Origin of the sequence: Sphingobacterium arenae, from assembly GCF_014692505.1 — a bacterium.
Lineage (GTDB): Bacteria > Bacteroidota > Bacteroidia > Sphingobacteriales > Sphingobacteriaceae > Sphingobacterium > Sphingobacterium arenae.
Genome location: NZ_JACNYK010000005.1, coordinates 26,565 through 40,859, shown reverse-complemented (window position 1 = coordinate 40,859; position 14,295 = coordinate 26,565). Strand labels below are relative to the sequence as shown.

The 14,295-nt window shown below is 40.2% G+C and carries 12 protein-coding genes; 5 read left to right on the top strand and 7 right to left on the bottom strand.

The window, feature by feature from the left end; translation table 11 throughout:
* Positions 1-180 precede the first annotated feature (180 nt).
* Both H8B17_RS15940 and era read left to right on the top strand, forming a co-directional pair.
* Positions 181-2,124 carry a KUP/HAK/KT family potassium transporter gene (locus H8B17_RS15940; protein ID WP_190310231.1) on the top strand — a complete coding sequence of 648 codons (1,944 nt, stop codon included), beginning with the start codon at positions 181-183 and terminating at the stop codon, positions 2,122-2,124.
* 53 nt (positions 2,125-2,177) lie between these two features.
* Positions 2,178-3,056 carry a GTPase Era gene (gene era, locus H8B17_RS15935; protein ID WP_190310230.1) on the top strand — a complete coding sequence of 293 codons (879 nt, stop codon included), beginning with the start codon at positions 2,178-2,180 and terminating at the stop codon, positions 3,054-3,056.
* On the opposite strand, the gene uvrC is transcribed toward era, so the two are convergent.
* Positions 3,053-4,852: an excinuclease ABC subunit UvrC gene (gene uvrC, locus H8B17_RS15930; RefSeq protein WP_190310229.1), complete on the bottom strand. Its 1,800-nt coding sequence runs from the start codon at positions 4,850-4,852 to the stop codon at positions 3,053-3,055. The two genes, era and uvrC, sit on opposite strands and share 4 nt — an antisense overlap.
* An 85-nt stretch (positions 4,853-4,937) precedes the next feature.
* A complete protein-coding gene (locus H8B17_RS15925) occupies positions 4,938-7,184 on the bottom strand; it encodes a penicillin-binding protein 1A (RefSeq protein WP_190310228.1) in 2,247 nt (748 codons plus the stop codon).
* A gap of 127 nt (positions 7,185-7,311) precedes the next feature.
* Between H8B17_RS15925 and H8B17_RS15920 the strand changes: the two genes are divergently transcribed.
* On the top strand, positions 7,312-8,535 hold the full coding sequence (locus H8B17_RS15920) for a TCR/Tet family MFS transporter (protein WP_190310227.1): 1,224 nt from the start codon (positions 7,312-7,314) through the stop codon (positions 8,533-8,535).
* Here the strand turns inward: H8B17_RS15920 and ispF are convergent.
* Complete coding sequence (gene ispF, locus H8B17_RS15915; protein WP_190310226.1) at positions 8,519-8,998, bottom strand: 2-C-methyl-D-erythritol 2,4-cyclodiphosphate synthase; 480 nt, start codon at positions 8,996-8,998, stop codon at positions 8,519-8,521. The two genes, H8B17_RS15920 and ispF, sit on opposite strands and share 17 nt — an antisense overlap.
* A 118-nt stretch (positions 8,999-9,116) precedes the next feature.
* Between ispF and H8B17_RS15910 the strand changes: the two genes are divergently transcribed.
* Both H8B17_RS15910 and H8B17_RS15905 read left to right on the top strand, forming a co-directional pair.
* On the top strand, positions 9,117-9,698 hold the full coding sequence (locus tag H8B17_RS15910) for an RNA polymerase sigma factor (protein ID WP_190310225.1): 582 nt from the start codon (positions 9,117-9,119) through the stop codon (positions 9,696-9,698).
* A 6-nt stretch (positions 9,699-9,704) separates the two neighbouring features.
* Positions 9,705-10,805, top strand: coding sequence for a trypsin-like peptidase domain-containing protein (locus H8B17_RS15905; protein WP_190310224.1), 1,101 nt, complete (start codon positions 9,705-9,707; stop codon positions 10,803-10,805).
* 40 nt (positions 10,806-10,845) lie between these two features.
* On the opposite strand, the gene H8B17_RS15900 is transcribed toward H8B17_RS15905, so the two are convergent.
* The 4 genes from H8B17_RS15900 to proB form a co-directional block, all read right to left on the bottom strand.
* A complete protein-coding gene (locus tag H8B17_RS15900; protein ID WP_190310223.1) occupies positions 10,846-11,481 on the bottom strand; it encodes a peroxiredoxin in 636 nt (211 codons plus the stop codon).
* 77 nt (positions 11,482-11,558) lie between these two features.
* Entirely contained in the window at positions 11,559-11,963 is a 405-nt protein-coding gene (locus H8B17_RS15895; protein ID WP_190310222.1) for a hypothetical protein, read from the bottom strand.
* The gene (locus H8B17_RS15890; RefSeq protein ID WP_223816630.1) at positions 11,963-13,216 is read right to left on the bottom strand and encodes a glutamate-5-semialdehyde dehydrogenase; all 1,254 of its coding nucleotides are present in this window, start codon (positions 13,214-13,216) and stop codon (positions 11,963-11,965) included. Before H8B17_RS15890 ends, H8B17_RS15895 begins: the two co-directional genes overlap by 1 nt.
* 42 nt (positions 13,217-13,258) lie before the next feature.
* A complete protein-coding gene (proB, locus tag H8B17_RS15885; protein ID WP_190310221.1) occupies positions 13,259-14,293 on the bottom strand; it encodes a glutamate 5-kinase in 1,035 nt (344 codons plus the stop codon).
* Between the last annotated feature and the right edge of the window lie 2 nt (positions 14,294-14,295).

Below are 14,295 nucleotides of genomic sequence, written 5' to 3'. Positions count from 1 at the left end.
AAAAGTAGATTATCGTAATTGATACTAAAACAAAGTTACTTGTTTTGATTCATGATTGGATACTTTATTTATTTTTTTTTTGGTCTTTAACAATTTTTAACAAGATTATTCGTTGTCTTTTTCATTGTTCTAAAAATACAGATGTTTTTAATGTAAGTTTGCATACATAATTTTTAAAGAATGAAACTCCATAAGCGTTCTGACACGAATAAGCTTAGCCTGGCAGGCTTACTAATTAGTTTAGGCATCATTTTCGGGGATATTGGCACCTCTCCCCTATACGTAATGAAGGCGATTTTCAACCAAGGTATAATACAAGAAAGCCTTATCTTAGGTAGCCTATCCTGTGTTTTTTGGACGCTGACCTTACAGACTACCATAAAATATGTCTGGATTACGCTACAAGCAGACAATAAAGGCGAGGGAGGGATTTTATCGCTTTATTCTTTAGTCCGCAAAAAAGCCAAATGGCTCATTATCCCTGCTATTATCGGTGCCAGCGCGTTGTTAGCGGATGGTATGATTACCCCAGCTATCACTATTTCATCCGCCATCGAGGGCCTTGCGATACGAAACCCGGATATACCGACCGTACCCATCGTCATCACCATTATAAGTTTATTATTTTTTATACAGCGATTCGGAACTTCGATCGTAGGGCGTATTTTCGGCCCCTTGATGTTCATCTGGTTTAGCATGATCGGCATTTTAGGATTACTATATATTGTACAGACTCCAGAAGTATTTTATGCTTTAAATCCTTACTACGCTATAACAACGATTATTAACCATCCCAACTCTCTTTTCTTGATCGGCGCTATATTTCTGTGTACAACAGGAGCAGAAGCTTTATATTCTGATATGGGACACTGTGGGAAGTCTAACATTCGCATAAGCTGGATATTTGTTAAGCTCATGCTCATCTTCAATTATTTCGGACAGGGCGGATGGCTGATGGAGCATGCGGGTAAGCAAATTGGAGATACGAACCCCTTTTATGCGATCATGCCCAGTGCGTTCGTCGCTTATGGTGTCGTTATCGCCACGGTAGCCGCCATCATCGCTAGTCAAGCCATGATATCCGGATCGTTCACCTTAATCTCTGAAGCGGTACGTTTAAATATCTGGCCAAAAGTTTCTATCCGTTATCCCAGTGAACATAAAGGCCAGCTATATGTACCCTCCATAAATTTGATTCTGTATATCGGCTGTATGTTGATAATAGCTATATTTCAACATTCCTCTCAGATGGAGGCTGCCTATGGGTTGGCCATTAACTTAACGTTCATTGCTACGACAATTTTAATGTGTGTTTTTCTCTCAAGAGTGCATGTCCCAAAAGGCTGGATCGTGATTTTTGCTGTATTCTATTTTACCATAGAAATGGTATTTCTAACAGGAAATCTCGTGAAGCTAACACACGGCGGATGGTTAACGCTGTTACTGGCAAGTAGTCTGTTTGTAGTGATGTTTACGTGGTATGGGGCACGCAAAATTAAGAACAGCTTCGTTCGTTTCGCCGACATTCGGCCGTATTTTCCTATTATTGCTGAACTAAGCGAAGATAAATCGGTTCCCGTATTCGCATCCCATCTTGTGTATTTAACGAGTGCGAACAATAAAAATGAAATCGAGTCCAAAATCATGTACTCTATCCTGAACAAAAAACCAAAACGGGCAGACGTATATTGGCTTGTTCATGTGGATGTCATGGATAATCCGCACACAAAGGAATACATCGTGGAGCAGCTCATACCGCAAAAATTGATTCGTATCGACTTTAAACTAGGGTTTAGAGAAGAACAGCGCATTAGCTTATTATTCCGAAAAGTCGTCGAAGATATGGTAGAGAAAGGCGAGATTGACATAACAAGTAACTATAATACTTTAAGGAAACATGGTATAGCCGGGGATTTCAATTTTGTAGTCTTGGAGAAAATAATATCCAAAACGCATGCGCTGAAATGGCATGAAAAAATAATCTTGGAAATATATAAGACTTTGAAAAAATTCAGTCTATCGGAGGAGAAAGGTTTCGGCTTGGACAGTAGCTTTGTTACACTTGAACGTGTGCCATTAAACATTCCCAATACAAAAGAAGTTTCACTTCGGAGACTCCCGTAGTGCGTATCTTTCTAAATTTCGTATCTTTACCGATCAAATAAAAACAACATTTCATGTCGCATAAAGCAGGATTCGTCAGTATCATCGGAAAACCTAATGCAGGAAAATCTACCTTAATGAACGCATTGGTAGGTGAGAAAATGTCCATCATTACACCGAAAGCCCAGACAACCCGACATCGAATCATGGGGATTGTAAACGATGATGATCATCAGATCATATTCTCGGATACACCAGGTGTCATAAAACCGAACTATTCTTTACAAGAATCCATGATGAATTTTGTACAGGGGTCGCTGATTGATGCTGATCTCATTTTATTTGTGACAGATATCCACGAGAAGTTTGATGAGAGTGACGTTATCGAAAGACTACGCAAGACCGATTCTCAGGTAGCTGTTCTTATTAATAAGATAGATAAATCGTCAGAAGAAGAAGTGAAGAACAAAATAGCATTCTGGGAGGAGAAACTGAACCCTGATGTTGTTTTTGCTATTTCAGCATTGCTGAATCATGGTGTGGCGGGGATTATGGGATATATTAAAGAGAAACTCCCCATCCATCCACCTTACTACGAAAAAGACGAATTAACGGACAAAAGTATGCGCTTCTTTGTGTCAGAAATGATTCGGGAGAAAATCTTTAAACTGTATGACAAAGAAATTCCATACAGTACGGAAGTGATCGTTACATCTTATAAAGAGGAAGAAGCCATTACACGGATAGCCGCAGAAATTATAGTCGAGCGTGATTCCCAAAAAAATATTTTGATCGGCAAAGCAGGAGCAATGATTAAAAAAGTGGGCACATATGCTCGACAGGATATGGAAGAATTTATTGGAGGAAAAGTGTTTTTGGAACTTTTTGTCAAGGTAATTCCTGATTGGCGACGCAAAAAGAATTACCTTAAAAAGTTCGGGTATGATGATTAAGTGTGAAAATATTCCTTTAATGCTTTAATTTGTTTTTGGGTAAGCACTTTACTCAATTCTTCATCGGATGCTTCTTTTACTTTTTTAGCTGATTTAAAGGTTTTCAATAATTTTTCTACGGATACTTTTCCGATCCCGGGAATATTTTCTAGTTCAGAAACGAATGTTTTTTTACTACGCTGATTACGGTGAAAAGTAATTCCAAAACGGTGTGCTTCGTCACGTAGATGCTGTATAATTTTTAATGTCTCTGATTTCTTATCAAGATACAGTGGATATTGGTCGCCGGGGTAATATAATTCTTCTAAACGTTTTGCAATACCGATGACGGTCACTTTCTTTTCTATTCCCAATAACTTGAGACTTTTCATAGCGGCCCCCAACTGTCCCTTACCACCATCGATGACGATTAGCTGTGGGAGCTGTTGGTCTTCGTCCAATAATCTTCGATAACGCCGAAAAACGGCTTCCTCCATTGTAGCAAAATCATTTGGCCCAACTACTGTCTTTACATTGAAATGTCTATAATCCTTTTTTGAGGGCTTTGCATCCTTGAAAACAACAATCGCCGAAACCGGATAGTTCCCCTGTATATTGGAGTTATCAAAGCATTCTATATGTCGTGGAAGCACATTCAAACGTAAATCTTTTTGCATCTGCTTCAGAACACGTTCTGTTTTCACCTCGGGATTTAATCTCTCATACTGCAACATTCGCTCCTTCTTAAAGTAAGCAACATTTTTTCTAGATAATTCCAATAGGTTTTTCTTCTCTCCTGCTTTGGGTACAGTAAATTTTATAGTTGTATCTCCTTGGATATGTATATCGAAGGGAACAATGATTTCTTTAGATGTGCTTTTGAAACGTTCTCTAAACTCCGGAATCGCCAAAGTCAACAGTTCTTCCTCGGACTCGTCTAAACGCTTTTTCATTTCAAGCGTTTGCGTCTGGATAACAACGCCATGGGCGACTTTTAAGTAGTTTACAAAAGCATAGTTATCCTCTGATGCTATATTAAATACATCCACATTCGTAATAGACGAACTGACAACAGTAGATTTACTTTGATAATTGGCAAGCTTTTCTAGTTTTGCTTTTACTTTATGTGCACCTTCGAAATCTAAAGCCGTCACAGCATCGTTCATTTGATTTTTTAGACGGCTGGTGACGACGGATATCTTTCCGTTCAGTATATCTTTTATATCTACGAGATTCTGGTTGTAATCTTCTTCAGATTGATACCCCTCACACGGGCCTTTGCAATTGCCAATCTGATATTCCAAACAAATTCTATATTTGCCTTTCGCTATATTTTCAGGAGACAGATTCAGGTTACAAGTACGTAAGGGGAAAAGTTCTCGAATCATATCCAAAATAATGTGCATCATGCCGACAGATGCATAAGGTCCATAATAGCGAGATCCATCCCGGATGTATTTCCTTGTCCAGAAAACACGTGGAAAATATTCGTTCTTAATCACAATCCAAGGGTAGGTTTTGTCATCTTTCAACATGACATTATACCGAGGCTTATGTTTCTTAATCAAATTGTTTTCTAGCAACCAGGCATCTATTTCTGTATCAACGATCGTGAATGCTATACGATTTATTTTTCGCACCAGTACACGGGTCTTACTGTTGAGCTGATACTCATTCACGAAATACGAGCTTACACGATTGCGCAAATCCTTCGCTTTACCCACATAAATGAGTTCATTATTTTTATCAAAATATTGATAAACTCCCGGTTTACGGGGAATCTTTTTTAATTCCTCTCTGTAATCAAATAAGTTCATATCATAACAGTGCCGAACAGCGAATTTCGTTAAAATCTGCTGTTCGGCGTTGATAAATTCTATCTAAATTAAGTATATAAGAAAATTAGAACCCTAACCGATCATCGTTTAACGAACCTTCACTCGATGGTGCACCTAAAAATTCCTGATATTGACTACAATCTATTTCACGCGTTAATCCACCCGGCGGGAGTGGGAAATCTTCCTGTGTATAATGTAGTTCTTTATCGGCATACACCTTTTTCATATACAGTCCAAAGATGGGAAGAGCGGCTTGTGCCCCCTGACCAGATGCCATACTATGGAAACGAATACCACGGTCCTCCGCTCCGGTCCACACACCCGTGACCAACTCTGGGGTAATACCAATAAACCAAGCATCGGAGTTATCATTCGTCGTACCAGTTTTACCTCCCATTGGATTTTTAAACCCACCATACTGTGCACGCCGCAAACGAGAACCCGTACCACCGTCTACAACCCCTTTTAACATGTCAACCATAATATAGGCAGACTCGCTGTTTAAGGCTTTGACGACCGTCGGAGTTTTCTCATAAATTGGTGTTCCGTTTTTATCCTCGACGCGCAGAATCAATGTCGGCTCAATCCATGTACCGTGGTTGACAAACGCCGAGTAGGCGCCTACCATATCGTATACAGAAGCCTCATACGCGCCCAATGCTATAGATGGATAGTTTGGCACATTAGAGGTAATCCCCATACGCTTGGTCAATGAAGCAACCGTTGCTGCTCCTATCTCGTTGATAACATAGGCAGAAGCAAAGTTTTGGGAATATTTTACCGCATTTTTCAATGTAATAGGATCCCCCCCTTGAATTGTTCCACGAGGCGTCCAGTTGCCATACGTACGAGAATGGTTGGGTACAGGAAAACAGGGCGAATACCCATTATCAATTGCTGCAGCATATGTAAAGGGCTTCGCTGTCGAGCCTACCTGTCTTTCAGCCAACTTGACGTGATCGAATTTAAAATGCTCAAAACTAATCCCCCCGACCCAAGCCTTGATATGGCCTGTTTTGGGTTCCATGGACATTACCGCATTTTGAAGAAAAAGCTTATTATAACGAATAGAGTCCATTGGTGTCATGACGGTATCTACATTCCCTTTATATGTAAATAGTGTCATCGGTGCTTTCTTATTAAACGCTTGCTTTATTTCCTCTTCTGACATACCAGCGTCTTTCAATACCCGATAACGGTCAGAGCGACGCATCCCCGTTACCAACAAATTAGCATTGGCACCTTTAAATGGGTCTGCATTCCGGTACTGCCTATCAAAATCTCGTTGTAGTTTTTCCATCCATTCTCGCTGCGCCTCTTCCGCATATTGCTGCATGGAAAAGTTGATAGGCGTATATACTTTCAGCCCATCACGATCCAAATCATAAGGCGTACCGTCGGACTTTGTAATGGATAAGCGTTTAAACTCCTTTTTTAATTCCTCTTTCAATACCGCTCGAAAATAAGGCGCCATACCTTCTCCATAATTCGCTATTCGTAACTTCAGACCCAGTTCCTGTTCTTTAGCTTTCTGTCCTTCTTCCTTCGTCAGAAAATTCTGATCGATCATGTTATTTAATACCGTGTTTCGACGTTTCATTGAATTTTCGGGAAATCTCACCGGCGAATAGATATAGGTACCTTTCAACATACCTACAAGCATAGCTGCTTGCGCAGGAGTCAGCTGATCAGGGGTTGTATCAAAATAAGTTCGGGCAGCCGATTTAATGCCGAAAGTATTATAGGCTCCAAAATCAACTGTATTGAAATACATCATGATGATTTCTTCCTTGGTATAACTTCTTTCCAAACGAACCGCTGTAATCCATTCCTGGAATTTCTGCATCATACGCTTAAATGTATTACGCTCCCTACGCTCGGAGAAGAGGTTTAATGCCAATTGCTGCGTGATCGTACTTCCCCCTTGTTTTCTATTCAGTAACGTGGTGTAGATAGCGGAAGTTATCGTCCGAGAATAATCGATGCCTGCATGATCATAGAAGCGCTTATCTTCTGTTGAAACTAAGGCATGCACCAAATGCGGCGATAATTCGCTGTATTTCACATTGGAACGATTATGTTTGTAATACCTCCCCAACACCTGAAGGTCATCTGTTAATATCTCGGAAGCTAAATTACTCTTCGGGTTCTCCAGCTCTTCGAAAGATGGCAATTTACCAAATACCCCCAAACGGACACTGGCAAGGAAAAGTACACCAAGAATAATGATACTACACAATATAGTCCAAAAATTTCGGGTATATCGCTTGATATCGATGTCTGTCAATTTCTGCTTTGATTCTCTCTTCATAGCATCTATGATACGATTTTAGTACAAAGTTAACATTCTCGCTGTAATAAGTTTTAAAAAGTTTAGAACGATCCCGTATTAAAATTCTACTTTAGACAAATTATTTGATCCGTTAGAATGACATTTGATGCCTAAAAAAAACAATGCAGGGTTATTTTTTATCTTTCTTACCGTCGTTATCGATACCATCGGCCTAGGTATCATCATACCTGTAATACCCTCTCTCATCAAGGAATTAATACATGGCAATCTCAGCGAAGCTTCCCATTATGGAGGATGGCTCATGTTCTGTTATGCGTTCACACAGTTTATATTTGCATCTATACTGGGGAATTTAAGTGACTGCTATGGAAGACGGCCTATATTGTTGTCCTCCTTATTGGGGTTTTGCATCAATTATATATTAATGGGCTTTGCTCCGAGTATTCTGTGGTTATTTATGGGGCGTCTCATCGCCGGCGTTACGGGAGCTAGTCACACTGTTGCAGCAGCTTATATTGCTGATATCAGCTCTCCCGAAAAGAAAGCGCAAAATTTTGGATTGTTAGGAGCGGCGTTTGGACTGGGTTTTATTATCGGCCCTGTTATCGGCGGGCTTTTAGGTCATTACGGCCCACGCATTCCTTTTTTTGCTGCAGGAGCACTAAGCTTCTTTAATTTTGTATACGGTTACTTTATTGTGCCGGAGTCATTGACAAGAGAGAACAGACGTCCTTTCTCTTGGCGAAAGGCGAATCCGATCGGTGCATTCGAGCACATGAAAAAATATCCCCAGGTATATGCACTTATTATCTGTATCTTCTTAATTAACCTCGCCGCTCACGCCGTTCAAAGTACTTGGTCTTACTACACCATGGAAAAATTCTCTTGGGATGAAAAAATGGTCGGTATATCGCTTGGCTTCATAGGAATCTTACTCACCGTCGTACAGGCAGGGTTATTGCGTATCGTTATTCCTAAACTTGGCTTATCTAGATCCATTTTGACCGGATTATTATTTTTAACATTGGCACTGCCATTAATCGGTTTAGTATCTTCGAGCGGAATGCTTTTTGCAGCAAGTGTGCTCTATGTGTGTGGAGGGATTGGTGGCCCCGCCCTTCAAAGTCTTATTTCGAACCTGACGCCTCATAACGAGCAAGGGCAGATTCAAGGCGGAATCGCATCCGTTATCAGCTTGACCGCTATATTTGGACCTTTAATGATGACTAACTTATTCTCTTTTTTCACGCAAGAAAACACATCTGTTTATTTTCCCGGAGCGCCTTTTATTATGGGAGGTTTATTGACGCTCGGGGCATTCTTTACCGCTTATATTTATTTTCAACGAAAACCTAGAACTTCTCTATAAGGCATACCGCATAGGCGACCACACCTTCTTCCCTACCTATAAACCCCATGGTTTCATTAGTCGTCGCTTTAATAGAAATATCGGCAATATCAATCCCCGCGGCTTTCGCAATATTCTCTTTCATGCTGGGAATATATGGTTTAATCTTCGGAGCTTCTAAACACAGCATACCGTCGATATTCCCTAAAGAAAATCCGCTCGCCTTTAACAGTTTCACACATTCTTCTAGCAAAAGAAGACTGCTTATTCCCTTCCATTTAGGATCTGTATTTGGGAAGTGATACCCAATATCTTCTAAATTTGCTGCTCCTAAAATAGCATCACAAATGGCATGAACGAGAACATCCGCATCCGAATGTCCAAATGCACCTGCATGATGTTCTAGTTGCACCCCCCCTATTACAAATGGATGTCCTTCTGTTATTTGATGGACATCGAAACCAAAACCTACTTTTATCTTCATAACAACGCGAACATACAAAAATTTATTTGCTACTTTTGGTTTGTCATCTACTTGATGAAAAAAATAAAAATTAATGCGATATAAATAGGTTACTATTTGACTAAAAAGGTATTAATAAGTGAGTAAGGGAAAAAGCGACATACAGATTGATTCCAAAATCATTGACGGCATCAGAGAGGGAAACAACCTTGCTATTGAGCAATTATATCAAATACATTTTCCTCCTATTGCCCAAATGATTGTCAACAATCGTGGCAGCAGAGAGGAAGCGCAGGATATTTTCCAAGAAACTGTGATGGTGCTTTATACTAAAATCAATGAAGGCGATTTTGTTCTGAGCAGCAAGTTACAAACATTTTTGTACGCGGTTTCCAAACGTTTGTGGCTTAAGCATCTTACTCGTGGCGAAGCGAGATATCATAAGGATTCAATAGATGATTACGGTGAGTCGCTAGCTGCTGAGGAAGCTATAGTAGAGCATGAGGTTATCGAAGAACGGCTTTTGTTAATGGAAAGTTCATTAAACGGACTGGGAGAGCCCTGTAGAACCATTTTATATGATTTCTATATACAAGGAAAATCCATGACCGATATTTGCGAGAAGTTTGGTTATACAAATGCCGATAACGCGAAAACCCAAAAATACAAATGTCTTCAGCGCCTTAAAAAGGTATTTTTTAAAGTAGTCAATAGTTATTAAATAGTGATGAAAGACTTAAACGAGCAGGATTTTTTAGAGTGGGCAGATGCTTATCTTCGCGAAGAACTTTCCGAAGAGGAGAAACGACAGTTTGAGGCATATTGTGAGGCAAACCCCGTGCAAAAAGAATTATTGGAATGGCATCAAACTTTTGTCGGGGACTTAAAAAAGGCAGACGCACGGGTAAACTTCCAACGTGACTTAATACGTATCGCACAAGGTTACGGTAAAAGTTACCAACCAAAATCGACGACAAAAGTCATCAGCTTATGGGATAGATTGAAATTGAATGCAGCAGTAGCTGCTGCTATTGCTATTGTGTCTGTGTTCTCCACTTTATGGTTGACTGGATATTATAAAAACCTCAAAAAAACTACATCGGATTACAGTGCGCTGCGCCGAGATATGAATACGGTAAAACGTAATGTCAATGCACAAAATGCGGCTATCCAAAATATCCACAATACGAAAGATAACGCCAAGGAGACTATGCATTACGGTGCAACAGGGTTTATGATTACAAAAAACGGCTATGTCGTCACGAACTATCATGTGATTACTGGGGCTGATTCAGTACATTTACAGAACCATAAAGGTGAGTCCTTTAAAGCAAATATCGTCTTTACGAATCCAGAAAAAGATCTGGCTATCTTACATATCAATGACTCTACTTTTAAATCTATAAAGAGTATACCGTATACCTTTAAAAAACAAGATTCTGACATGGGTGAAGATGTTTATACTATTGGTTTCCCTAGAGATGAAGCAGTTTATGGACAAGGTTACCTGAGTTCCTCCACCGGCTATGCCGGCGATACACTTGCCTATCAAATATCAATTCCAGTAAATCCCGGTAACAGCGGAGGACCGTTATTGGACAAAGAAGGAAATGTTATAGGGATTATCAGCGGAAAGCAAAAGGGATTAGATGGTGCAGCATTTGCAATCAAGACCAAAGCGTTAATGGAAACATTGAACAGCATCCCGGCTGACTCGTTAAATGGTAAAAATGTAGTCCTAAACAACAAGAACTTATTACATAATCTATCCCGCACAGATCAGATAAAAAAACTACAGGATTATATTTACATCGTGAAAGTTTACTAAAAAAAGAAACGGGTAAATAATTATTTACCCGTTTCTTTTTTTACTTATTTGGTTGGGGGGTGGTACGCAAGTACGATTTTACTTCTGTATAGCCTTTTGGAAATTTAGCTGGAATATCTTCTGTCTTTATCGCCGGAACGACAATTACGTCTTCACCATCTTTCCAGTCGGCAGGTGTCGCAACGGAATATTCATCTGTCAATTGAAGCGAGTCGATCACCCGCAAAATCTCAAAGAAATTTCGGCCAGTAGAAGCTGGATAAGTTAACGTCAATTTAACCTTCTTATCCGGACCAATAACAAATACGGAACGTACTGTTGCTGTAGCCGAAGCATTGGGATGAATCATATCATACAATTCGGAAACCTTCCGATCCTTATCTGCAATAATCGGGAAATCGACATCGCAGTTCTGCGTCTCATTAATATCCTTAATCCAACCTAAATGATCTTCTACGGAATCCACACTTAGTGCTAACACTTTTGTATTTCTTTTTTCAAACTCTGATTTCAACTGCGCGGTACGTCCAAGCTCTGTTGTACATACTGGTGTGTAATCTGAAGGATGCGAATACAAAACTGCCCATTGGCCATCTATATATTCGTAAAAGTCAATTTTTCCTATGGATGTCTCCGCCTGGAAGTTTGGAGCAACATCGCCTAATCGTAAACTCATATCTTTAAAATTTTAATAAACATTTTTATTCTCTACAAATTTAGTAGATTATTTAAGTTTTCAAAACCGATGCCATCTCATTTCTGCAATCTTTGCTCAATAAGTGTCAGATTTCCGTAATCTTCAAAGGAGAAACTCCCCAACTTCTGCGACACATGCTCCAAGAGAAATTTCGAATTTCGTAGGAGTTGCTGTTGTGTTTCATCCGCAGGAGACAACAAAGCATCGCGCAAGAAAAGTAGCGCTAATGGACGAATTTGCTCCGTCTGCAACTCCTGCTCCACATAAGTCAAAAGTTCATTCTGGGGAAGCCCTAATAACCAGTCTCTATCTTTTCCAAAAAAGTTACGATAGCCTTCCTCTACAACCGCCGGCTCAGCAGGTTCATCAAAAGCCTCATATTTGTTGACAAGCAATCGTAAAAACTTACCCATCTCATTGATCCAATTCAGAATCGTATCCTTCTCGTATCTAATTGCCATTACCTTGTTTGTCCATCACCGGTAATATACCATTTCTCTGTCACCAATTTCTCTAAGGCGAAAGGCCCTCTGGCATGAAGTTTTTGGGTAGAAATACCTATCTCAGCTCCCAGCCCGAAAGCGCCACCATCCGTAAAGCGCGTAGAGGCATTTGTGTAAACGGCAGCGGCATCCACCATATCCATATAGGTATCGATGCGATCAGCATTTGTTGAAACAATGCATTCCGAGTGTTTAGAAGAATGTTCCGCGATGTGCGTTAAGGCTTCCTCAAAACCCTCAACAACCTTAATCGAACACTGCAACGACAGGAACTCTCGTCCAAAGTCTTCTTCCTGTGCTAATTCCAACAACGGATAACCGAGTGCTTTTAAAATAGAAAAAGCGGCTTCATCTGCATAAATTTTCACACTACTTTCTTGAAAATAAGGTACAACCTTAGCTAGGAGATCTTTCGCCACTTTCCGGTCAACCAAAACTGTATCCAACGCATTACATACTGATGGTCGCTGTATTTTAGCATTCGCTATAATTTTTGCAGCCTTATCCAAGTCGCCTGTCTGTTCTACATAGGTATGACATACCCCTGCTCCCGTTTCAATAATGGGAACTTTTGCCTGTTCACGCACTAAATCGATAAGCGCCTGTGAGCCTCTTGGGATAATGATATCCACATATTGTGTGGCTGAAAGAAGTTCGCTCACAAACGCCCTATCCGTTGGCAATAGCTGTACGATATGTACGTTTAATTGATGATGTTGCAACACTTCCTGAATAATCTCTACCAAGATGCTATTTGTATACCAAGCATCCGACCCTCCACGTAATACACAAACATTCCCAGACCGTATACATAATGCCGCCACATCTACCGTAACGTTAGGCCTAGATTCGTAAATAACACCAACCACGCCGAGAGGAACAGTTTTCTTCTCGACTAGTAAGCCATTTTCTAATTCTTTACGCGAAATCAACGTCCCAGTTGGATCAGGTAGGCCTGCAACATCGATTAGACTAGTTGACAACGCTAGTATCCTATCTTCATCCAACAGCAATCTATCATACCGAGGGTCTTCACTATCCATACGCTCTAAATCCTTCTTGTTTTCCCGAATAATGTCATCTACCCGTTGTTCAAGTGCACTGGCAATATCTCTTAACAATTCTTGTTTGGCGTTATCGGTCAACCGTTTGACTGCCGAGGTAGCTTCATGAGCTGCCTTTAATTCTTCCTGTATACTTTCCTTCATCATCTAAAAATCCCTTTCCTTTTTTATATTATAAACAAATACGAGTCACAATAACACAATATCATCAGCGTGTGCTATTGCAACGTTCTTTTTTTTACGGATCGATTCTACGTCCGTGACATCAATTTTTGATTTTGCCACGGCGAATACTTCTCCGCTTTCATTGGCTATTTGGAAAACCTCGCCCGTTTCCAGGGCTTGATTTATGGTTACTACACCGACAGCCAACAGGCTTTTACGTCTTTGAATGGCGTTCGCTGCACCTTCATCCACATACACCAAGGCTTTGATAAGACTGCCAGTCGCGAGCCATTTGTTTCTCGAAGATACTTTTTTTTTCTGGGGTAAACAAACGGTTCCTGTCTCTCCTGTTATCGCTTTTAAGATTCCATCGGTGGTTTGCATACTAAAAATAACGGTCTGTATCCCCATTTGATTCGCTAGCCGAGCGAAATTGAGTTTAGATGTCATCCCTCCTAAACCAACTGCTGATTTCTCTTTCTTCACCACGGAAAACACGTCTTTATCAATCATCGATATTTGTGATATAACCTTTCCTTTGCTATCTAACACTCCGGGGACAGATGTGCTAAACAACAATTGTTCTGCACCAAACCCCACAGCTATTAAGGTTGCCAATTCATCATTATCTGAGAATTTGAGTTCTTTATTACTCACCACATCGTTTTCGTTGGCGATAGGAATAATGTTATTCTTCCAAAGTTCCCGATATGTATCTTTTAACTGAAGAAACTGTGCCCTATTTGCAAAATGTTGCCGTTCACATAAACTTTGTGCTAACGCAATATTAAACGGTTTAAAGTAGGTACTATATGTGCGAACGAGTAACGGATTTCCTATAGCAGCCGCGGCCTTTCTGGCGGATAAACTGCCATCGTAATTTTTTAGGTATTTTTTCCCTGCTGCGACAGCTCCAGATGACACCAAAACGATGTTATATTTCGACTGCAACTGGGCGGTTTGCCTCGCAATCTCCAATACAATGCGCTCATCTACATCTCCCTCTTTAGTTGTAATCGCAGCGGATCCAAATTTTATAACCAATACAGGCTTCTTCATCT

Excerpts from the sequence above, each read along its gene's own strand:
- H8B17_RS15940 (WP_190310231.1), top strand. The coding sequence starts at position 181 with ATGAAACTCCATAAGCGTTCTGACACGAATAAGCTTAGCCTGGCAGGC.
- era (WP_190310230.1), top strand. The coding sequence starts at position 2,178 with ATGTCGCATAAAGCAGGATTCGTCAGTATCATCGGAAAACCTAATGCA.
- uvrC (WP_190310229.1), bottom strand. The coding sequence starts at position 4,852 with ATGAACTTATTTGATTACAGAGAGGAATTAAAAAAGATTCCCCGTAAA.
- H8B17_RS15925 (WP_190310228.1), bottom strand. The coding sequence starts at position 7,184 with ATGAAGAGAGAATCAAAGCAGAAATTGACAGACATCGATATCAAGCGA.
- H8B17_RS15920 (WP_190310227.1), top strand. The coding sequence starts at position 7,312 with ATGCCTAAAAAAAACAATGCAGGGTTATTTTTTATCTTTCTTACCGTC.
- ispF (WP_190310226.1), bottom strand. The coding sequence starts at position 8,998 with ATGAAGATAAAAGTAGGTTTTGGTTTCGATGTCCATCAAATAACAGAA.
- H8B17_RS15905 (WP_190310224.1), top strand. The coding sequence starts at position 9,705 with ATGAAAGACTTAAACGAGCAGGATTTTTTAGAGTGGGCAGATGCTTAT.
- H8B17_RS15900 (WP_190310223.1), bottom strand. The coding sequence starts at position 11,481 with ATGAGTTTACGATTAGGCGATGTTGCTCCAAACTTCCAGGCGGAGACA.
- H8B17_RS15895 (WP_190310222.1), bottom strand. The coding sequence starts at position 11,963 with ATGGCAATTAGATACGAGAAGGATACGATTCTGAATTGGATCAATGAG.
- H8B17_RS15890 (WP_223816630.1), bottom strand. The coding sequence starts at position 13,216 with ATGATGAAGGAAAGTATACAGGAAGAATTAAAGGCAGCTCATGAAGCT.
- proB (WP_190310221.1), bottom strand. The coding sequence starts at position 14,293 with ATGAAGAAGCCTGTATTGGTTATAAAATTTGGATCCGCTGCGATTACA.